We start from the raw sequence: 21523 nt of genomic DNA, 5'->3' as shown, positions 1-21523 counted from the left end.
CTAACTAGAAATGTTATATATACGATACTGTCCCTAATTAAACAAAAGCCGAGGCAGCGTCTAAGGAGAGCCAAGATGCCTAACTCAATATCTAATGAAATACCATTAAAAAAGAGCACCAGCCCGCAGGTTGCTTTTTATGGATTAGAAGCTACGGTCTGTTATCTCATGACTCGCTTTATGACCCATCCCTGTTCCCAAACCGCCCGGGCAATTGTTCATCACTTGCAATTGTTGACGGAACACCCAGAAGTGCAAGATGAAGCGGAAAGCGATAAGGTGTATGGGAAACTCTTAGAAGAGTGGCAAGTCATTACTTTATCATTAGATCTTTCCCCCCTTTACCCAGAAGAAGGATTCTGTGGTAGAAAAATACCTCAATCTTGGAGGCAGAAAACTCCGCAGGAATCCACCGCCAGCATCGAGCAGGGTGGGTAGGGGGCTATGAGCTGTCAGTGACCTTCTCCCGTTTAGAAGGGGGAGACCAGTACCCCTAGTCGTGGCGGCGCCAGCGATCGGGCATCAGCCCTGTATAGAGCAAAATATTCCTGTTATAGAGGATTCGTGACATTTGGATGAAAAGAATGCTCTTTGCCAACAAGCTATGGCGCAATTGGTAAGAGTTGGCCGTTTCTTTTTTGAGCGCGGTTGGGTTCCTGCCACCAGCGGCAATTTTTCCGCCCGCATTGATTCCAACGGCATGGTCATCACCGTGTCCGGTTGGCATAAGGGTCAATTGAGCCCTGAGGGGATGCTGCTTGCGAATTTGCAAGGTGATCCCTTAACGACCGGCAAGCATCCCTCCGCCGAGACCCTGCTCCATGCCGCCTTATACCGGCGTGTTCCTGAAGTCAATGCCATTTTCCATACCCATTCGGTTTACTCCACTGTATTGTCCCGTATGCTATCGGGTGAGTTGATATTGAGCGATTACGAGGTATTGAAAGCTTTCCCCGGGATAAAGACCCATCAGGCGACCGTGCGGGTTCCTATTTTCCCTAACGACCAAGATATGGGCCGCTTAGCGGCTGCGGTGGATGATTATTTGGGGCAAAATCCAGACAGCCCTGGGTATCTTATTGCAGGACATGGCTTGTATACTTGGGGGCGTAGTGTAGAGGAAGCCTGCCGCCACGTGGAGGCCTTAGAATTTTTGTTTGAGTGTGAGGTGCTCAGACGGAGGTTACAAAGCCCATGAGCCTATTGAAAATTTACCATGAAAATGACTCCACCCAGGTTGAGAGCTATGGGGGAGTTGAAGAGATTGCTAAATTCATGGACGGGATCGGGGTGTGTTTCCAACGGTGGGAGACACCCCAGTCTTTGGCCCCGGGGGCTTCCCAGGAGGAAATCCTGGCGGCCTATCAAACTTCCGTAGACCGGCTGTGTCGGGAGTATGGTTTTAAGTCAGTGGATGTGATTAGCGTTAAGCCTGATCATCCAGAAAAGCAGGCACTTCGGGAAAAATTCCTGAGTGAACATACCCATAGCGATTTTGAGGTGCGCTTTTTTGTGGAGGGTCGGGGACAGTTTTATCTTCATACTCAGGGTAAAGTATACGCCTTGCTATGTGAGCAGGGGGATTTTATTAGCGTGCCTGCAGGCCTACCCCACTGGTTTGATATGGGGGAAAATCCAAATTTGAAATGTATCCGCCTCTTTACCACACCAGAAGGGTGGGTTGCCGATTTTACCGGTGACGACATTGCGGATCGATTTCCCCGCTTGAGTCAATAAGCCATGATCCGGGCGATTGTTACGGATATTGAGGGGACGACCACCTCCCTGTCTTTCGTGAAGGACGTGCTTTTCCCCTATGCGCGGGAACGGATGGAAGACTTTGTGAAGCAACATGCAGAAGATCCCCAGGTGGCGCCTTTGCTTAAGGAAGTGCAGGCGGAGACGCCAGATAAGCCTTTGAATAAAAAAGGGATTATTCGCCAGTTATTGGCTTGGATCGATGCCGATGCCAAGGTGTCAGCGCTGAAATCCCTGCAAGGATTGTTATGGGAGGCAGGTTATCAGCAGGGTGATTTTACCAGTCACCTTTACCCGGATGTGGAGCGCAATTTGCGTGCTTGGCATGAGGCGGGTCTTAAGCTTTATGTTTTCTCCTCTGGCTCCGTTGAGGCTCAGAGGTTATTATTCGCCCATACCCCTGGGGGCGACTTGACACCCCTTTTTGATGGCTATTTTGATACCCGCACTGGCTCGAAGCGAGCACCCGATTCTTATCGGCGTATTGCTGAAATCATCGGTTTTCGGCCTGAAGAAATTCTTTTTCTTTCTGATGTGGAGGAAGAATTAGATGCGGCAGCTAAGGTAGGAATGCAAACCGTATGGCTGATTCGGGAGGGAGAACTCAATCCCACGGCATCCCACCTCCAGGTGCGTGATTTTGACTCTCTTGCCGCCTAAAGGGCATTAGCTAGCCGCTCACAGAAGATTTTTAAGACCTTAATCCGGGTAAAGCGCTTGTCATTGCCTTCGATTAAATACCAGGGGGCATAGGGGGTATGGGTGCGCGCAATCATCTCGTTGGCGGCCGCCTGGTATTCTTCCCATTTTTCCCGATTGCGGTAATCTTCCTCGGTAATTTTGAATTGTTTATAAGGGGTTTTCTCCCGTTCTTTGAAACGGCGTAGTTGTTCCTCTTGACTAATATGCAGCCAATATTTGATAACCAAAATCCCGTGATCTGTGAGCTCTTCCTCAAAATCGTTAATCTCCCCATAGGCGCGCCTCCATTCTGCATGGGTGGCCAAGCCTTCGATGCGCTCCACCAGCACCCGCCCGTACCAGCTACGATCATAAATGGTGATTCGACCGGCCCGCGGAAGGTGGCGCCAAAAACGCCAAAGATAATGGTGGGCTTTTTCTTCATCCATGGGAGCGGCAAAAGGAATAACGCGGTATTGCCGGGCATCTAGGGCTTGAGTGATGCGCCGAATGGCTCCCCCTTTGCCAGCGGCATCCCAGCCTTCAAATACTAAGAGAGTAGAGACTTTGTTTTTATTAGCCTGCCGTGCTAGCTGGCTTAGTCGCTCTTGGTAGTGCTTGCGTTGAGTTTTGTAGCTTTTTTTTGAGAGAGACTGGGTCAGGTCGAGCCCACCCAGTCGGTCCGTCTCTCTGGCGGAATGGGGTTTTATCAGAGGTGGTGGGGGAGGGGCAGTAGCTGAAATGCGCGTTTCTAGATGAGAGGTAATGCGGTGATAGAGGTCGTTGCCAATTTTAAGATCCCGGTAATATCGATTGCTCCCATTCACGATTAGCCAGGGCGATTCGGTCGTATGGGTTGCCTTTAGGGTATGCTCTGCAATAGCGCAAAACCTATCATAAAGTTTAAGGTGCTTCAGATCGCGCTTGGTGACCCGCCAGCGGGTTTTAGGGTTTTTCATGAGATCCTTGAAATGCTGACGTTGCTGGGTTTTGCTAAGGTGCAGCCAGTATTTGAGAATTAAGGCACCATCCTTAATGAGTTCTTCTTCTAGTTTGTGAATGCGGGCCAGCGCTTTCTCTATCTGCTTGAAATCCATCAGTCCTTCCATATAACGGGAGAGAGGATCGCTATACCAGGAACCGGCGAAGATACCCATGTGTCCGTCGGGGGGTAATGCAAGCCAATAGCGCCAATGGGGAGGACGCTCTCGCTCTTCATCCGAGGGGGGGCCAAAAGCATGGGTTTGAATGTAATGGGGGTCCATCCACTTGTTAAGCCGATTGATAATTGCTCCCTTGCCACTCCCATCAACGCCCGAAATCAGAATAATGACCGGAAAATCTGCTTTGGTTAGCATCTGTTGTATCAGCAATAAGCGGGTGCGTAAAAAGGGGAGCACCTTTTTATACTCTTTTTTGGAGAGCTTATGTTTTTGTTTGGCTGCCTCTAGCATGGGGTTCATTCTTATAATGTAAAAAAAATAAACATTTAATTATTTTTTCTAAATACATGAAGATAATAATAAAAATATATATTGCATTGATAAAATAAGAATAAAGTGTAAAAAATCCTGATGCCTACTCATTTAAGGTAGACATAAGTGTCGAAAATGTAACTATTTTTTTATGTTGGTATGTAATTTGGAAGGTTGCATGAAAGGCTTAGTTTAGATTTTCACCGTCAATGGATCCCAAGCAATGGATCCCAAGCATTGGATTTTATTAGCGCCGTAAGTCGTCGGGATAATACCAATTTAATCAAAGAGTGCAATCTATTAAGGCTTCAAGTGATTGTTTAAACTGAACTTATACAATGCAAAATGACATGAAATTGGTATAAGAATGGATAATAGTGAAATGCGACAAAATTCCTTATCGTCTATTGAGGGGAAGATTCGACCAAGACCGGAGGGGGACAGACCTGCTACAGAGCTTCGCTCTCAGTTCGCTCAACCCTATGTGAGCCGCTCGCAAAGACGGCGTCGAAGCGAGCTAAAAATTAAGTTGCTTAAGATCGCTCTTGGTAGCCTCATTTTTTTATTCTCATTAATAATTCTTATCATGTGGCTCTACACCTCCAAATTGTCTGCGGAAAATGATCAGATTTCAGCAGAATTTTATAAGCAGTCACGGCAGCTAACGGCGACAACCGCAGCATTAGAAAAGCTGCAGGGTGAGATGAAGACCTTGGTTCAAGGGCGGCTGCCGCGTTTAGTGCCTTTAGAGTACGACGAGGCCATCTCTATTACTTACAAATACCTACGGAATATTATTTTTACCCTGATCAAGGCTCAGGGAGAAATAACCACCGAGTACCGGGTAGTACTGCAAAATGATACCTTGTCGGTGATACGTCCTGAAGTAAAAATCCTCCTTTTCGACCATGCGGGTATTCAGATTGGATCAGCAGAGATTACGAATATGATGTTGACTCCCGATGAAGCTGTTCTCGATCCCGGTGAAGTACGCTCTTATTCCGGGTCTATTGAGCTTTTCCATGAAGGAAAGCCTCATTATTTCCTGGTGACAGCCCGTTAAGCCCGAATGTCTCGCTAACACCCTCATTAAAACCAGCTGCAAACGGATTTGCTCTCAAAGCGCCTTCAAAATGGGTAGACCTGGACCCATAATGAAAATAGGTAAAACGCTTAAATACCATGGGAGGATGAAGTCAATATGTCTGCAACAGTAAAATCGGAGGCGCAGCGGGGTCCCTTATCAGAGGAAGAGCTAAGAAAGATCCATGCTTATTGGCAGGCGTGCAACTATCTTGCCGTCGGCATGATTTACCTCCAGGATAACCCCTTATTGCGAGAGCCTCTTAAGCCGGAGCATATCAAACAGCGCCTCCTCGGCCATTGGGGGACAAGCCCTGGGCTCAGCTTTATCTATATTCATTTGAATCGGCTCATCAAGAAGCAGGAGCTGAATATGATCTTCATCGCTGGGCCGGGCCATGGCGCCCCCGGCGTATTGGCACCTGTCTATTTGGAGGGAGTCTATGGAGAGGTCTACCCCAATAAAGGAGAGGATGAAGAGGGGATGCGTCGCTTCTTCAAGGAATTTTCCTTTCCCGGCGGTATCGGTAGTCACTGTACTCCGGAGACCCCTGGTTCCATCCATGAGGGTGGTGAGCTTGGCTACAGCCTCTCCCATGCCTTTGGTGCTGCCTTCGATAACCCGGATCTCATCGTGGCTGCGGTAGTAGGCGATGGAGAAGCTGAAACGGGGGCGCTAGCCACTGCCTGGCACTCCAATAAATTCCTCAATCCGATACGGGATGGTGCCGTTTTGCCTGTCCTCCATTTAAACGGCTACAAAATTAACAATCCGACCCTCCTTGCACGCATTTCCCATGAGGAATTGGATAACTTATTCAAGGGCTACGGCTGGATCCCCTATTTTGTGGAGGGAGATGATCCGGAGCTTATGCATCAGGCGATGGCGGCGACCCTAGAGCAATGTGTGGCAGAGATCCAAAGGGTTCAGGATGAAGCACGCCGCACTGGCATTCCAAGCCGGCCCCGTTGGCCCATGATCGTACTCCATAGCCCCAAGGGCTGGACTGGCCCTAAGGAGGTGGACGGGCATAAGATGGAAGGTTACTGGCGCTCCCACCAGGTGCCTTTGTCTGGCATGCGCGACAATCCGGCGCATTTAAAAATGCTGGAGGAATGGATGCGCAGCTACCAACCGGAAAAGCATTTTGATGCCAACGGCAAGCTCATCCCCGTGCTGAAGGCACTGGCCCCGGCGGGACACCGGCGTATGAGCGCCAACCCCCATGCCAATGGTGGCCTGCTGCGTAAAGCGCTGCGCCTGCCTAACTTTCGCGACTACGGGGTCCAGGTGCCGAAGCCAGGCCAGATTGAGGTTGAAAACACCCCACCTCTTGGTAAGTTTCTGCGCGATACCATGAGCAGAAACCCTGATAATTTCCGGTTATTCGGCCCTGACGAGACGACTTCCAATAAGCTGAACGCCGTTTATGAAGCCAGCAAAAAGACGTGGCTTGCGGATTATCTACCAGAGGATGCCGATGGCGGGGAGCTTGCCCCCGACGGGCGGGTGATGGAGATGCTCTCCGAGCATACCCTGGAGGGCTGGTTAGAGGGATATCTCCTCACGGGTCGCCATGGCTTTTTCGCCACCTACGAGGCCTTTGTCCATGTGATCGATTCCATGTTCAACCAGCATGCCAAATGGCTGGACATCTCCGAGGATATCCCCTGGCGAGCGCCGATTCCCTCCCTCAATTTCCTTATCACTTCAACCGTTTGGCGACAGGATCACAACGGCTTTACCCACCAGGATCCCGGTTTCCTTGATGTGGTGGTGAACAAAAGTCCCACTGTGACCCGCATCTACCTGCCGCCCGATGTCAACACCCTGCTCAGTGTGGCCGACCATTGCCTCAAGAGCAGCAACGATGTCAATGTAATCGTGGCGGATAAGCAAAAGCATTTGCAGTACCTGGATATGGATGCGGCCATTAAGCACTGTACTAAGGGCATCGGTATTTGGGACTGGGCCAGCAATGACCAGGGAACAGAGCCTGACGTGGTGATGGTCGGGTGCGGTGATATGGCAACCCAGGAAGCCCTGGCGGCGACGGCGCTGCTGCGTGAGCACTTCCAGAACCTCAAGATCCGCTTTCTCAACGTGGTGGACCTCTATACTCTTACCTCTGCCAGTGAGCACCCTCATGGGCTTTCGGATCGGGATTTCGATAGCCTGTTTACCGTGGACAAACCCATTATCTTCAACTTTCATGGCTATCCTTGGCTTATCCATCGCTTGGCCTACCGGCGCACCAACCATCGTAATCTGCACGTTCGCGGCTATAAGGAGAAGGGCAACATTAACACCCCCTTGGAACTGGCGATTGAGAACGAGGTCGACCGCTTTAGCCTGGCTATCGATGTCATCAACCGCATTCCGGCACTCCAGGTGGCGGGCGCTCATGCCAAGGAGGCGCTGCGCGACAAGCAAATTGAATGCCGCAACTATGCCCACGAGTATGGTACTGACAAGCCGGAAATCCGCAACTGGAAATGGCCCTTGTAAACCATCTGGTTCTGCTGGTTCTACCTCCCTCTTCAAGTTACTATAAGGGAATTTTATGAAATTGCGCTTGGAGATAGTCTGTGATTTACAGCATGACAGCGTTTGCGCGTCAAGGGAGAGAGGGGGATGCGGGGACTTTCACTTGGGAACTTCGCTCGGTTAACCACCGTTATTTGGATATTTCGGTGCGTTTACCCGAGGAATTGCGTTTTATTGAATCTCAGGTCCGGGCATTAGTCAGCAATCGGCTTAGGCGGGGAAAAGTAGATTGCGCTTTGCGTTATTTTTCTCCTTCAGCGGCAGCGGTAAAGTTTTCTCTTGATGAGCAATTAACCCGCCAATTAGTCCACCTCTGTGAAGAGATCGATGCCCTTGCCCCTCACCCAGCTCCCCTCAATAGCTTGGAAGTGCTGCGTTGGCCAGGAGTGCTGAAGAGCCCAGCGCTTGATGTGGAACGGCTGAAAACGGAGGCCTTATCGGCCTTGGAGGACGCTTTAAATGAGATGTTAGCGACTCGGGCTGCGGAGGGGGCCCGTTTAGTCGTATTTATGACCCAGCGCTGTGGCGAAATTGAGGCAATTGTGGAGCGGGTCCGCGCCCAGTTGCCCCAAGCCATGAGCCGTTTTCGAGAACGCTTGCACGCTCGATTGGAGACAGTTCAAACAGAACTGGAGCCTGGGCGGCTGGAGCAAGAGTTAGTACTTTTTGCCCAAAGAAGCGATATCACGGAGGAACTGGATCGGCTGCAAGCCCATATGGCTGAAGTCCGGCAAGTGTTTCAGCGTAAGGAACCCGTGGGCCGGCGTTTGGATTTTTTAATGCAGGAGCTGAATCGAGAGGCCAATACCTTGGCCGCCAAGTCCGTGGATGTGGCCATTAGCCAAGATGCGGTGGAGCTTAAAGTGCTCATCGAACAAGTCCGGGAGCAAGTTCAAAACATCGAATAATTTCCCCCCGCTTCCGCTTAGTGTTAAGGGTTAAGGAAAACAAAAATTTAATCCCTTAACCCTTAACCCTTAACCCTTAAAGCTTTCAATGAACCACGCATTCCATAACAAGCTGGTGTCCTTTATCTGGTCCATTGCCGACGATTGTCTGCGCGATGTCTATGTTCGGGGCAAGTACCGCGATGTGATCCTGCCCATGGTGGTTTTGCGCCGCCTGGATGCCCTGCTTGAACCCACCAAAGCCGCCGTGCTGGAGGAAGTCCGGTTCCAGCGCAACGACATGAAACTGACCGAGTTGGAGGACAGCGCCTTGCAGGCGGCCTCGGGCTATGTGTTCTACAACGCCAGTAAATGGACCCTGAAACAGCTCTACCAAACCGCCACCAACAACCAGCAGATTTTGCTGGCCAATGTGGAAGAGTACCTCAGCGGTTACAGCGGCAACGTCAAGGAGATCATCGGCAAGTTCAACCTCAAGGCCCAGGTGCGCCATATGGCGGCCAAGGACGTGCTGCTGGATGTGCTGGAGAAGTTTACTTCCCCTTACATCAACCTCACCCACGAGGAAGTCCAAGACCCGGAGGGCAACCGCCTGCCCGCCCTCAGCAACCTGGGGATGGGCTATGTGTTCGAGGAGCTGATCCGCAGGTTCAACGAAGAGAACAACGAAGAGGCCGGGGAGCACTTCACCCCCCGCGAGGTGATTGAGCTGATGACTCACCTGGTTTTCGATCCGGTCAAGGACAAGCTGCCGCCGGTGATGACCATCTACGACCCGGCCTGCGGCAGCGGCGGCATGCTCACCGAGTCCCAAAACTTCATCAAGGACGAAGAGGGCGCCATCCGCGCCAGCGGCGATGTGTATCTCTACGGCAAGGAGATCAACGACGAGACCTACGCCATCTGCAAGTCCGACATGATGATCAAGGGCAACGACCCGGCCAACATCCGGGTGGGTTCCACTTTGTCCACGGACGAATTCGCCGGCAACCGGTTCGACTTCATGCTCTCCAATCCCCCCTACGGCAAGAGCTGGGCCGGCGAGCAGAAATATATCAAGGACGGCGGCGAGGTCATCGACCCCCGCTTCAAGGTGCAGCTCAAGGATTATTGGGGCCATGTGGAGACCGTCGATGCCGCTCCCCGCTCCAGCGACGGTCAGTTGCTGTTCCTGATGGATATGATTAGCAAGATGAAAGCCCCCCAGGCAGGAGGCCTGGGCTCCCGCATTGCCTCGGTCCACAACGGCTCCAGCCTGTTCACCGGCGACGCCGGCAGCGGCGAGAGCAGCATCCGCCGCCATATCATCGAGAACGATTTGCTGGAAGCCATCATCCAGTTGCCCAACAACCTGTTCTACAATACCGGCATCACCACCTATATTTGGCTGCTCAGCAACCACAAGCCGCCGCACCGCCAGGGCAAGGTGCAGTTGATCGACGCCAGCCAGCTCTACCGCAAGTTGCGCAAGAACCTGGGCAACAAGAACTGCGAGTTTGCCCCGGAGCATATCCGCGAAATCACTCAAACCTATCTGGAGCTGGCCAGCATCGACCGCCCGGCGGGGGCCGAAGGCATCGCCGCCCAGGTGTTCGACAATGGTGATTTCGGCTACCACAAGGTCACCATCGAGCGCCCGGACCGGCGCAAGGCCCAATTCAGTACCGAACGCATCGAAACCCTGCGCTTCGACAAGGCCCTGGGGGAGCCCATGGCCTGGATCTATGCACAATGGGGGGACAGGGTTTATGAAAAAGGCGCCCTGGCCGAGCACGAAAAGGCCATTCTCGCCTGGTGCGAAGAACAGGCGCTGAACCTTAACGCCAAGCAGCGCAAGAAACTGCTGAACTTGGAGACCTGGCGGAAGCACCGCACCCTAGTGCAGACAGCCAAGCATTTGATGGCAGCTATCGGCACCGACGAGTTCAACGATTTTAACCGCTTCAAAACGCGAGTAGACAAGGCGCTGAAGGCCCTGGCCAAGGAAACCGGCGTCAAACTGGGAGTCAGCGATAAGAACCAGTTGCTCAGCGCCGTTAGCGGGTATGACGAAAACGCTGAGAAAGTCATCAAGAAGGTGGAGAAGTTCAGCCAGGATCAACTACGGACTTTGCTGCAACGGCTGGGCTGCGAGGAAAGCGAGCTAGCCGATTTTGGCTACTACGCAACCGAAAAGCCCGGCGAATACCTCACCTATGAAAGCAGTTCGGAGCTGCGCGATAGCGAAACCATCCCCCTGAAGAATGATATTCACCAGTACTTCAAAGCCGAAGTTAAACCCCACGTACCTGAGGCTTGGATCAATATGGATTCGGTGAAAATCGGTTACGAGATTAGCTTTAATAAATATTTCTACCGCCACCAGCCCCTACGGAGTATGGAAGAAGTGGCTCGGGAGATTATCGCTCTGGAGCAACAGGCCGAGGGGTTGATTGCCGAGATTCTGGGCGTTGATGTGGAAGAGGTTTCGGGGGTGGAGGGTGAGTGAGTTGCTAAACGCCATGCCCAAGTATCAGGCTTATAAAGACTCCGGGATGGAATGGATTGGCGAAGTGCCGGCGCATTGGGATGTAGTTACATTAGGTTCTATATTGAAGCCGGTCTCTATCAAAAACTGTCCAGAGTTGCCATTGTTATCCATCACTCGGGAACAAGGTGTAATCCTGAGGAATAAGGAAAATAAAGATGAGAATCACAACTTTATTCCAGACGACCTCAGTAACTACAAATTAGTCGAAGAAGGTCAATTTGGAATAAATAAAATGAAGGCATGGCAAGGTTCTTATGGTGTATCAGAGCATATTGGTATAGTCAGTCCTGCCTACTATGTATTCAGCTTTCTAAGACATGTGAATCCACGTTTCTTCCACCTTGCAATTCGAAGCAAACTCTATATTTCTTTTTTCGCAAGTGCTTCTGACGGTGTTCGGATCGGTCAATGGGACTTGTCCAAGACGCGTATGAAAGAAATCCCTTTTCTTATGCCGTCTATGGCTGAACAAACCGCCATTGCCACTTTCCTCGACCGCAAAACCGCCCAGATTGACCAGGCAGCCAGCATCAAGGAACGGCAAATCGCCCTCCTCAAAGAGCGCAAGCAGATCCTGATCCAGAATGCTGTCACCCGTGGCCTCAACTCGGATGCGCCCATGCGGGACTCCGGGGTGGAGTGGATTGGTGAGATTCCGGCCCATTGGGGTGCAATGAAGCTCAAATATCTTTTCAAAGAAGTAAATGAGCGGACGAAAACTGGGAAAGAGGTTTTGTTCTCCTTGAGGATGGAGCAAGGTCTTATTCCTCATGATGAAGTTTCCGATAAGTTCATATCAGATGAAAACTTGGTGGATTATAAGATAGTTCGCCCTGGTCAAATGGTAATGAATAGAATGCGAGCTGCCATCGGTATTTTTGGATTGGTTGCGAAGCATGGTTTGGTTAGTCCTGATTACGCAGTATTTGAAATAGACGCGAAAGCACATCCGGAGTTTTTCCTTCGGTTGTTCAAGCTGCCACTACTTGGTACGCAGTTTCGGCTTAACTCAAAAGGGTTAGGTACCGGATCTTCTGGCTTTATGCGCCTTTATACGGAAAATTTTGGGGATATAAAGGTAGCTGTCCCTCCAAAAGAAGAACAAATTGCTATTGTAAGCCACATCGAAACCGAATCCGCCAAACTGGACAAAGGCATCACCCTGCTGCAACAACAAATCGCCGAACTCAAGGAATACAAAGCCATCCTCATCAACAGCGCCGTCACCGGCAAGATCAAGGTGCCCGGCGTGGAAGAACCAGCCTGCAAGGAAACAAGGGAAGAGGAGGTCGCCTGATGACGGTCGGGCGTGACCCGGCCCGCCTGCAATCCCTGCTGAGGGAGCTGTGCAGCCTGCCTAAGGAAACCGAATGGGTGGAGTTCAAGCGGGATAATGACGACCCGCCTAGGATTGGCGAATACATCTCCGCCCTGGCCAACTCATCGGCACTACTGGGCAAGCAGTCCGCCTATTTGGTGTGGGGTGTGGAAGATGAGGGCCATGAGGTTGTCGGCACGCGCTTTAAGCCCTCCAAAGCCCGGCATAAACAGCAGGAATTGGAAAGCTGGTTGTTGCAGAAGACGGTCCCCAAGATTCATTTCCGTTTTTTCGAGTTTAGTGCAGCCAATGAACAACCGGTGGTGATTCTCGAGATCCAAGCGGCCAGCCATACGCCAGTCCAATTTGATGGCACGGAGTATATTCGGGTCGGCTCCTACAAGAAGAAACTCCGCGAGTTCCCTGAAAAGGAGCGGGGACTTTGGCGGGTATTCGACCGGGTGCCCTTTGAGCGACAGCATGCGGCGGAAAACCTTGAAGCCGACAAAGTGCTCAAGCTGCTGGACTACCCGGCGTATTTTGACCTGACGGACCAACCTCTGCCCGAGGGGCGTGACAGTATTCTCGCCGCGCTGGAAGCGGATCAGCTGATCCAACGCAGCGACAGCGGACACTGGCATATTACCCATCTGGGTGCCGTACTGTTCGCCAAGCGCTTGCAGGACTTCCAGACCCTAGCCCGCAAGGCGGTGCGCTTGATCCTCTACAAAGGCAACAACAAGCTACAAACCGTCCGGGAGCTGACCGGCGCTAAAGGCTACGCGGTGGGCTTTGAGGGCCTGATTGACTACCTGAAAACCCTGCTGCCGGCCAATGAGGAGATCGGTAAGGCATTCCGGGAAGAAGTGCCCATATACCCGGAACTGGCCCTGCGGGAGCTGGTGGCTAACGCCATTATTCACCAGGATTTCAACCTCACCGGCACCGGACCGATGATTGAGTTGTTCGACAGCCGTCTGGAAATCACCAATCCCGGCGTGCCGCTGGTGGATACCCGGCGCTTCTTGGATAGCCCGCCTCGCAGCCGCAACGAAGCCCTGGCGTCCTTTATGCGCCGGATCGGTATTTGTGAGGAGCGGGGTAGTGGGATAGACAAAGTTGTCGCCCAGATTGAGGTCTATCAATTGCCTGCGCCGATCTTTGAGCAGACAGAACAGCATACCCGGGTGGTCCTCTTTGCCCACAAGGAATACAAGGATATGGATATGGAAGACCGTATCCGAGCCTGCTATCAGCACTGTTGCCTCAAGTACGTCAACCGGGAGCCGATGAACAATACATCGCTTAGAGAGCGTTTCCGCATTGATGAGGGGAACAGCGCCATGGCTAGCCGCATCATCAAGCAAACGATCGATGCCGGCCTTATCCGTCTTTACGATCCAAAGGCGAACCGCAAGGTCTATCGCTATGTGCCCTATTGGGCCTGAGGTCAGCTTCATTTGACGGTCATTTGACTCCGAACCTGCCCAAAGCGGTAGATCCTGATAAAAATCACGTAAATTCAATATGTCAGAACCATGTTCTCATTTGATCGTAGGCATGGTAGGCATGCTCCTGAAATAAACTGGTAGGACTGGGAATTTTCTTGATGGATTGTTGATTCCAGGCCCTGTCAGGCCAACACAAAAAACCATAAACAAAAAGGGTTAACCATGGTCAGCCAAGTCTGTGAACAGCCACTAAGGCCTGTCTTTCACGCCAGTCATGTCAGTACCGGTAACGTCAAGGTGGTGGCATGACGGTTGTTGTCGCCAGCTGTACGCTTGCCGAGTTGTTTGCCGGTCGTCCCATAAAAGCCAGCGATGATTCCATGATAGAAGGCCAACTGCACCTGCCGGAATACCAGCGGCCTTACCGCTGGGGTAAAGAGCAGGTGTATCGGTTGCGGAAGGATTTGTGTTGTTATTTCAAGGAAGATGACAAAGCTAGAAAACAAAATCATCTGTTCTATCTGGGCAGCATCATTTTGCATCAACAGGAGCGTGGCCATAGGCTAAATATTATTGATGGCCAGCAGCGGCTGACTACCATGGCGCTGTTGGCATGTATTAAAAAGCTGGGCAGTTATCCCGATTTGGAGTATGACTCTCCCCTCAGCCAGCAGCAGATCCGGGAGAATCTGAGGTTGTTGCGTCAGGAGGAGCATCAGGCCGTTTATCATGCCATCGATCTGACGCGCATCAACATCACCCTGGTGGTCACTCGCAGTGAAGATGATGCCTACCGCTTTTTCGAAACCCAGAATACCGGCGGGGTACGCCTGAGCGGTCCGGATATCATCAAAGCCCATCACCTGCGGGCCACGCCGCGCAACCGCCAGGACGATTACGCCCGGATGTGGGAGGCATTGGGGGACCTCAATCCGCTGGTGGACATCGTGCTAAAAGCCCGGTGCTGGAATGCACTAGACTTCAATCCCTTGCCTTCGCACCGGCAGCCCCAACAGGTGCGTGAAGTGGTGGTGGCCGAACTGGCCGAGCGAACCGGCGAAGAGATCACCGACGTTGCTTACCAGTGCACCTCAGTGACCCGCACCGAAGCTGGGAAAGTATTACAGACATCCCATGCCACCGGTTATGCCATGCGGCAGCCGCTTAACGCGGGCATCAATACCATTCATTACCTAGAATACTTCGAGCGACTTCGACAACGGCTTCTCACCGACCGAACCGAGCCTAACCTTGGGACATTTCACGATTTCTACCGCAACCTTATCGAGACGTTGGACGGTTGCAGCTATCTCAAGAAGCTATATGACAGCACGCTGCTGCTTTATGCCAGTCACTTCGGGCTGGAACGATTCTTTGAGGCCGCCTTAAGGCTATTTCGTGTGGTCTATTCCCCCCGGGTCAGCAATCAAAAGGCAGTGCGCGAAAGTTCCGTTGCCGCTTTCGTGCGCGATAATCCGGTGTTCGACTGGATTTTGATGAACTATACCCAGGAGCAATGCATGGCTCGCTTGCGTCGGTTCGAGGTTAAGGTGAGTCCCGAGAATTTGGAGCCACAGGATAACGGAGTAAAAAAACGTTTCGTGCTGGCGGTAAAAGCTTATCTTGGATTGGATCTGTCCGAGGAGCAATTGGCTAAAGACTATGATTTAGCCCTTCAGAAAGCGATTAAACGTCGGTGCAAGGGGCAGGAGGTTTCAAATGCATGATCGCGTGCTGAGCCAGGTGCAGACGCCGGCTGATATCCGAAAAGGCAACATCGCTTTCGTGATTCCCAGCTATCAGCGGCCCTATGTGTGGCCTGATGAGGATGTGCTCAAACTGTTCGACGACATTGCGCAGGCCCAGAAAACCGGCGAGCCGAATTATTACATCGGCACCGTATTGACCGCGCGACTCCAGGAGGGCAGCTACGAGCTCATTGATGGCCAGCAGCGCATGACGACACTGATGTTGATGGCCATAGCATTTCGATCCCGGAAAAAAGAAATCCCACTGACGCAGTTGGCGATCCACGATAAAAAGCCGAGGCTGACCTTTTCCATACGCCATCAGGTTCAGACGTTGCTTGGTCATTGGGCCAAGCTGGAAGATTACCCATCCCCCGGCAATGAAGCGGTGGAGCATAATCCCTATCTGACCCGCCTGCATGGCGCATTAAAGGCACTGCAGCAGCGACTAGACCAACTGGACAGCCGCCAGCATGGGGAAAAGATAGCAGACTACATTGACAACAAAGTGCAATGGGTCAATAACATCATGCCGGGTGGCATGGATCTCAACCGCCTGTTTGCCACCATGAATACTCGGGGCATACAGCTGGAACAGTCCGACATCCTCAAATCGCTGCTGCTCAAGCAGGTTAAGACCGACAAACCACGCTATGAGGCGATCTGGCAGGCTTGCGAGCACATGGAAAATTACTTCGAGCGTAATGTCCGGCAGCTGTTCAAGGGAACCGATTGGGCGAACATTCAGCCCGATGATTTGAAACAGTACGATCCTGGGCGCTTCCAGCTCCCTGCGGAATATTCTCCGGAGGGGGATGATAACCGGGGAGTGCTTTCCATCAGTAAGCTGGCAGAACAAATACACGAACCGTCAGGGCAAAATAGTGGCGGCAACGGCAATGACAAACCGGAGTTGGATGAGGAGACTGTGTATTGCCGTTCGATCATCGGTTTTCCGCTGCTGTTGATGCACGCTTACCGCATCTACCGAAATTTTTCCGGTAAACCGGATATCGAGGTGCGTCTGCACAGCGACCGCCTGATAGAAAGTTTCAAGGAACTAAAGCAGGCCGGCGAGGAAGAGGTAAAGGCATTCATTGAGTGTCTCTGGCAGGTGCGTTATCAATTCGACCGCTGGGTGATGAAATGGATTGAGCGAGACGACGAAGAGAAAGAGCAACTTCATCTGACCGAGGTTTATCCTAGCAACGATGGGAAAGGATATTTAAATCGTCGTCAGAAAGAGCAGCCTTCAGCGCTGGTGCAACTACAGAGTGTACGTTACTTCACGGGCGAGCGTAGCGCACAGTATTGGTTGACGCCTTTCCTGGGACGATTGCTCAACGATGTTCCCACAACCGAATCCGAGGTACTTGATACCCTTGAAAGCATTGATAACCCATTATCCCGAACCCTGGCTGACACCACCCAAAAAGAGGCCAGTTTCATGCTTTTGGCTGGTGAACTGCCCGAATTACAATCAATAAATGGCATATGTAAATGCCTTCGAAAGCCAAAGGGAACAGGTTATGAGCACTATTGGTTTCAGAAGCTAGAATACCTGCTGTGGAAACATGCGGATAAAAGCGCTGATGAAAAGATGCGCAAATACCACATCGCCTCTCGAAACTCGATCGAGCATGTTCATCCCCAAAATGAAAAGTATGGCAAACAGATGGAGAGAAACTATCTGGATGGCTTTGGTAATCTTGTCTTGCTGAATCCGGGACAGAACTCGTCTTACAGCAACAAGCCGGTTAACGTCAAAAAGGCCGACTTTGAAAGTAAAGGGGTCTATGACTCACTTAAGCTCAAGCGAATATTTGAGTTAAAAGGGGATGATGAATGGTTGTCGGAACTTATCAAACGGCACGAAGATGAAATGATTGAGTTGCTCAGCTCACATTATCGCTCTATAGGTGAAGGGTAATTGGTGGTCAGCCAAACCAATGAACAGGCCCTAGAGGCTGCCATCGAGAAATATCTGACCGGCACCTGTCTGGAAGAACAAAAGGCCATCAGGGAGGGGATAAGGGAAGTGCCCTTCAGCCCGAACCAGGGTTACAAGTTGGGGCAGGCTGCGGATTTCAATGCCCGCTATGGGGTGGATACCCGATTCTTCTGGCAGTTTCTGGAGAGCGCCCAGGCTGAGGAACTGGACAAGCTCAAAAAGCACCACCCTGACTGGCGGAGCAAGATCCTGGAGCGATTCGATCGGCTGGTGAAAAAGCACGGGCTGCTGCACCTGCTCAAACGGGGCCTGAGCATTGATGACGCCCATTTCCACCTGCTGTACCCTCCGCCCCTGGCCAGCAGCTCGGATAAGGTCAAAGAGAATTTTAACGCCAACCTCTTCAGCAGCACCCGTCAGGTGCGCTATTCCCTGACCCGTACGCTGGAAGAAATCGACCTGGTGTTGTTCATCAACGGCCTGCCCTTCGCCACCCTGGAGCTGAAAAACCCCTGGACGGGCCAAACCGCCTGCTACCACGGCCAGAGGCAATATCGCTTGGAGCGGGACATCACCCAGCCCTTGCTGCAATTCGGGCGCTGTCTGGTGCATATGGCGGTGGATACTGACGAAGTGTATATGACCACCAAGCTGGCCGGGAAAAGCACTTTCTTTTTGCCCTTCAATAAGGGGCATCACTTCGGCGCCGGCAATCCGCCCAATCCCGGCGGCCATAAAAGCGCCTATCTGTGGCAGGAGGTGTTCAGCAAGGAGAGCATCGCCAACATCATCCAGCATTTTGTGCGCCTCGACGGCAGCAGCAAAACCTCCCTGGCCAAGCGCACCCTGTTTTTTCCCCGCTATCACCAGTTGGATGTAGTCCGCAAGTTGGTGGCCCACGCCAGCGAACAGGGGGTGGGGCAGACTTACCTGATCCAGCATTCCGCCGGTTCCGGGAAATCCCACTCCATCACCTGGGCTGCCTACCAACTAATCGAGACCTACCCGCTGTCCGTCGATGTCCGGGGAGCCAAGGGATTGGACGCGCCCCTGTTCGATTCGGTGATTGTGGTCACCGACCGGCGCTTGCTGGACAAGCAGTTGCGGGAGAACATCCGCGCGTTCTCGGAGGTGAAGAACATCATCGCCCCGGCCCTCCGCTCCTCGGACCTTAAACAGGCCCTGGAGCAGGGCAAGAAGATCATTATCACCACCCTCCAGAAATTCCCGTTTATCATTGATGGCATCGAGGACATGAGCGACAAGCGCTTCGCCGTCATCATTGATGAGGCCCACGGCTCCCAGGATGGCAGTGCCCACGGCAAGATGAATCAGGCCATGGGCAGGGATGCCGATGACGAAGACGATCAGAGCGACCCTCAGGACAAGATTCTGAACGCCATGCGCTCGCGCAAGATGCGGGGCAATGCCTCCTACTTTGCGTTTACCGCCACCCCCAAGAACAGTACCCTGGAGAAATTCGGCCAAAAACAGCCCGACGGCAGCTTCAAGCCGTTTCATCTCTACTCCATGAAGCAGGCCATCGAGGAGGGCTTTATTCTCGATGTGCTGGCCAACTACACCACCTACCAAAGCTATTACGAGATCCAAAAATCCATCGAGGACAATCCCCTGTTCGATACCGCCAAGGCCCAGAAGAAGCTGCGGGCCTATGTGGAGCGCAATCCCCAGACCATCAACGCCAAGGCCGAGATCATTTTGGAGCACTTTATCCCCCAGGTGGTGAATGCCAAAAAGCTTAGGGGCAGGGCCAAGGGTATGGTGGTTACCCAGAATATCGAAACCGCCATCCGCTATCACCAGGCGATTGGGCGCATCCTTCGGGACCGGGGCAGCCCTTTCAAGGCGCTGGTGGCTTTCTCCGGCGCTAAAGAAGTAGACGGCATTGAATACACCGAGGCCGAGATGAATGGCTTTCCTGAAGCGGACACCCGGGAGAGGTTCGATAAGGACGAGTACCGCCTGCTGGTGGTGGCCAACAAGTACCTCACCGGCTTCGATCAGCCCAAGCTGACCGCCATGTATGTGGATAAAAAACTGCAAGGGGTCCTGGCCGTGCAGGCCCTGTCCCGCCTCAACCGGGCGGCTCCCCAGTGGAGTAAGAAGACGGAAGACCTGTTCGTGCTGGATTTCTTCAACACGGTGGAGGACATCAAGGCCGCCTTTGATCCCTTCTACACCGCCACCAGCCTGTCACAGGCAACGGATGTCAATGTGCTGCACGAACTCAAGGATGCCTTGGGGGAGGTGGGGGTCTACGAATGGCACGAGGTGGAAGCGTTTGTCGGCTTGTACTTTGACAACGCCGATGCCCAGCAATTGAGCCCCCTGATGGATACCGCCGCGGCGCGTTTCAACCAGGAATTGGGCCTGGAGGACGAGGACAAGGCGGACTTCAAAATCAAGGCCAAGCAATTCGTGAAGATTTATGGCCAGATGGCGTCCATCATGCCCTATGAAGTGGTCGCCTGGGAGAAGCTGTTCTGGTTTCTGAAGTTCCTGATTCCCAAGCTGGTGGTTAAAAGCAAGGATGCCGATGAAATCAATGTCCTGCTGGACTCCGTCGATCTGTCTTCCTATGGCCTGGAACGGGTCAAGCTGAATCAGGCCATTGGGCTGGATGAGTCCGAGACGGAAGTTGACCCCACCAATCCCAATCCTCGGGGCGTTCACGGAGGTAGCGAAGAACAGGATCCGCTTGATGAGATTATCCAAAGCTTTAACGAACGCTGGTTTCATGGGTGGGAAGCCACGCCGGAAGAACAGCGGGTGAAGTTCCTCAGTATCATCAAGAGCATCCAGGCCCACCCGGACTTTGAAGCCAAATACAAGCACAATCAGGACGCGGACAACCGCACCTTGGCCTTCGAGAAGATCTTCGAGGAAGTCATGCTCGAGCGCCGGAAAATGGATCTGGATTTGTACCGCTTGTTGGCCAGCGATCCGGCGTTCAAATCATCTCTGCAACAGAGCCTAAGGCATTTGCTGGGGTAGAAGGTCGACACTCGGTGTTCGGATGCGGGATGGTAGAAAATAAAAAAGAATAAGATAATTAAGATAATGTGGGTTTTCAGTATTCCGCTAAAAATAATTAATGATGCCTGGTAGCCTATTCGTTGTTGCGGCCCCTTCCGGCGCTGGGAAAACCAGCCTGGTCAAAGCGCTGGTGGATTCTATGGCGGGCGTTTGCCTTTCAGTCTCCCATACGACCCGTCCGCCCCGCCCAGGGGAGCGGGATGGGGTGGATTATTATTTCATTGATGACGCCACCTTTGAGACCATGCAGCAGGCGGGTGCCTTTTTGGAGCATGCCCAGGTGTTTGATCACCGTTATGGTACGGCTTGGGAGAAGGTGACCGGGCTTCTTGAGCAGGGTATGGATGTTATCCTGGAGATCGATTGGCAGGGGAGACGCCAAGTACAAGCATGCTTTCCCGATTGTGTCAGCATCTTTATTCTCCCCCCTTCCCGGGAGACTCTAGAGCATCGACTGCGCCTGCGGGGACAAGATGGGGAAACCGTGATTGCTCGACGGATGCGGGCCGCCCGGACAGAGATTTCTCACTATAATGAATTTGACTATCTAGTGGTCAATGATGTGTTTGAGACGGCACTCGAAGATCTGATGGCCATTATTCGAGGTCGGCGTTTGTTGCGTCTCCGGCAAGAGGAGCAGTTAACGCCCTTGCTAAATGAATTATTAGGGTAACCATTGGGCATGATATTCTGGGAGTAAAACCGCTTTTTGTTTGGTCTTAATTTACAGTAACAGAGGATAGAGGCGAGATTATGGCACGCTTGACGGTTGAAGATTGTATTGGGAATATTAATAATCGTTTCCTATTAGTCCTGGCTGCAGCGAAGCGAGCCCGGCAATTAGCCCTGGGTGCGGAGCCTACCTTGGCTTGGGACAATGATAAGCCCACCGTAATGGCCCTGCGTGAGATTGCAGAGGGTAAAATTAACGTTGGCGTGATGGATTCGGTGAGTGGCCGTGAGCATGCTGAAGAATCGGTGGTCAGTGAAGGTGAAGTTCGGGAGGAATCCTGAA

Annotated in this window: 16 protein-coding genes; 15 read left to right on the top strand and 1 reads right to left on the bottom strand. The window is 52.2% G+C overall.

Annotation, left to right across the window (positions count from 1 at the left end; all coding sequences use genetic code 11):
- Positions 1–75: 75 nt before the first annotated feature.
- The 4 genes from E3U44_RS00600 (at position 76) to mtnC (ending at position 2418) form a co-directional block, all read left to right on the top strand.
- Positions 76–438: a hypothetical protein gene (locus tag E3U44_RS00600; protein WP_134356179.1), complete on the top strand. Its 363-nt coding sequence runs from the start codon at positions 76–78 to the stop codon at positions 436–438.
- A 133-nt stretch (positions 439–571) separates the two neighbouring features.
- On the top strand, positions 572–1198 hold the full coding sequence (locus E3U44_RS00595) for a methylthioribulose 1-phosphate dehydratase (protein WP_206054860.1): 627 nt from the start codon (positions 572–574) through the stop codon (positions 1196–1198).
- Positions 1195–1737 carry a 1,2-dihydroxy-3-keto-5-methylthiopentene dioxygenase gene (locus E3U44_RS00590; protein ID WP_134356178.1) on the top strand — a complete coding sequence of 181 codons (543 nt, stop codon included), beginning with the start codon at positions 1195–1197 and terminating at the stop codon, positions 1735–1737. The genes E3U44_RS00595 and E3U44_RS00590 overlap by 4 nt, the downstream gene beginning before the upstream one ends.
- 3 nt (positions 1738–1740) lie before the next feature.
- Positions 1741–2418: an acireductone synthase gene (gene mtnC, locus E3U44_RS00585; RefSeq protein WP_134356177.1), complete on the top strand. Its 678-nt coding sequence runs from the start codon at positions 1741–1743 to the stop codon at positions 2416–2418.
- Here the strand turns inward: mtnC and pap are convergent.
- Positions 2415–3893: a polyphosphate:AMP phosphotransferase gene (gene pap / locus E3U44_RS00580; protein WP_134356176.1), complete on the bottom strand. Its 1479-nt coding sequence runs from the start codon at positions 3891–3893 to the stop codon at positions 2415–2417. The genes mtnC and pap overlap by 4 nt on opposite strands.
- Before the next feature lie 607 nt (positions 3894–4500).
- Here pap and E3U44_RS00575 point away from each other — a divergent pair.
- The 11 genes from E3U44_RS00575 (at position 4501) to rpoZ (ending at position 21522) form a co-directional block, all read left to right on the top strand.
- Positions 4501–4977, top strand: coding sequence for a hypothetical protein (locus tag E3U44_RS00575; protein ID WP_240761676.1), 477 nt, complete (start codon positions 4501–4503; stop codon positions 4975–4977).
- A gap of 138 nt (positions 4978–5115) precedes the next feature.
- Positions 5116–7506: a phosphoketolase family protein gene (locus tag E3U44_RS00570; protein ID WP_134356174.1), complete on the top strand. Its 2391-nt coding sequence runs from the start codon at positions 5116–5118 to the stop codon at positions 7504–7506.
- Between the two features lie 92 nt (positions 7507–7598).
- Positions 7599–8453 carry a YicC/YloC family endoribonuclease gene (locus tag E3U44_RS00565; RefSeq protein ID WP_240761675.1) on the top strand — a complete coding sequence of 285 codons (855 nt, stop codon included), beginning with the start codon at positions 7599–7601 and terminating at the stop codon, positions 8451–8453.
- A gap of 88 nt (positions 8454–8541) precedes the next feature.
- On the top strand, positions 8542–10941 hold the full coding sequence (locus tag E3U44_RS00560; RefSeq protein WP_134356172.1) for a type I restriction-modification system subunit M: 2400 nt from the start codon (positions 8542–8544) through the stop codon (positions 10939–10941).
- A complete protein-coding gene (locus E3U44_RS00555) occupies positions 10934–12280 on the top strand; it encodes a restriction endonuclease subunit S (RefSeq protein WP_206054859.1) in 1347 nt (448 codons plus the stop codon). Before E3U44_RS00560 ends, E3U44_RS00555 begins: the two co-directional genes overlap by 8 nt.
- Positions 12280–13749, top strand: coding sequence for an ATP-binding protein (locus E3U44_RS00550; protein ID WP_134356171.1), 1470 nt, complete (start codon positions 12280–12282; stop codon positions 13747–13749). The genes E3U44_RS00555 and E3U44_RS00550 overlap by 1 nt, the downstream gene beginning before the upstream one ends.
- Before the next feature lie 308 nt (positions 13750–14057).
- Positions 14058–15479 carry a DUF262 domain-containing protein gene (locus tag E3U44_RS00545; RefSeq protein ID WP_134356170.1) on the top strand — a complete coding sequence of 474 codons (1422 nt, stop codon included), beginning with the start codon at positions 14058–14060 and terminating at the stop codon, positions 15477–15479.
- Positions 15472–17430, top strand: a complete 1959-nt coding sequence (locus E3U44_RS00540; RefSeq protein ID WP_134356169.1) for a DUF262 domain-containing protein — start codon at positions 15472–15474, stop codon at positions 17428–17430. The genes E3U44_RS00545 and E3U44_RS00540 overlap by 8 nt, the downstream gene beginning before the upstream one ends.
- A 3-nt stretch (positions 17431–17433) precedes the next feature.
- Positions 17434–20466, top strand: coding sequence for a type I restriction endonuclease subunit R (locus E3U44_RS00535; protein WP_134359608.1), 3033 nt, complete (start codon positions 17434–17436; stop codon positions 20464–20466).
- A gap of 103 nt (positions 20467–20569) precedes the next feature.
- Positions 20570–21181 (top strand): guanylate kinase, encoded by a 612-nt coding sequence (gene gmk / locus E3U44_RS00530; RefSeq protein WP_134359607.1) that lies wholly within the window; start codon positions 20570–20572, stop codon positions 21179–21181.
- An 80-nt stretch (positions 21182–21261) separates the two neighbouring features.
- Positions 21262–21522: a DNA-directed RNA polymerase subunit omega gene (rpoZ, locus tag E3U44_RS00525; protein WP_134356168.1), complete on the top strand. Its 261-nt coding sequence runs from the start codon at positions 21262–21264 to the stop codon at positions 21520–21522.
- Position 21523 lies beyond the last annotated feature (1 nt).

This window comes from Nitrosococcus wardiae (genome assembly GCF_004421105.1).
GTDB lineage: Bacteria > Pseudomonadota > Gammaproteobacteria > Nitrosococcales > Nitrosococcaceae > Nitrosococcus > Nitrosococcus wardiae.
This window is presented reverse-complemented; position numbering and strand designations above follow the sequence as displayed.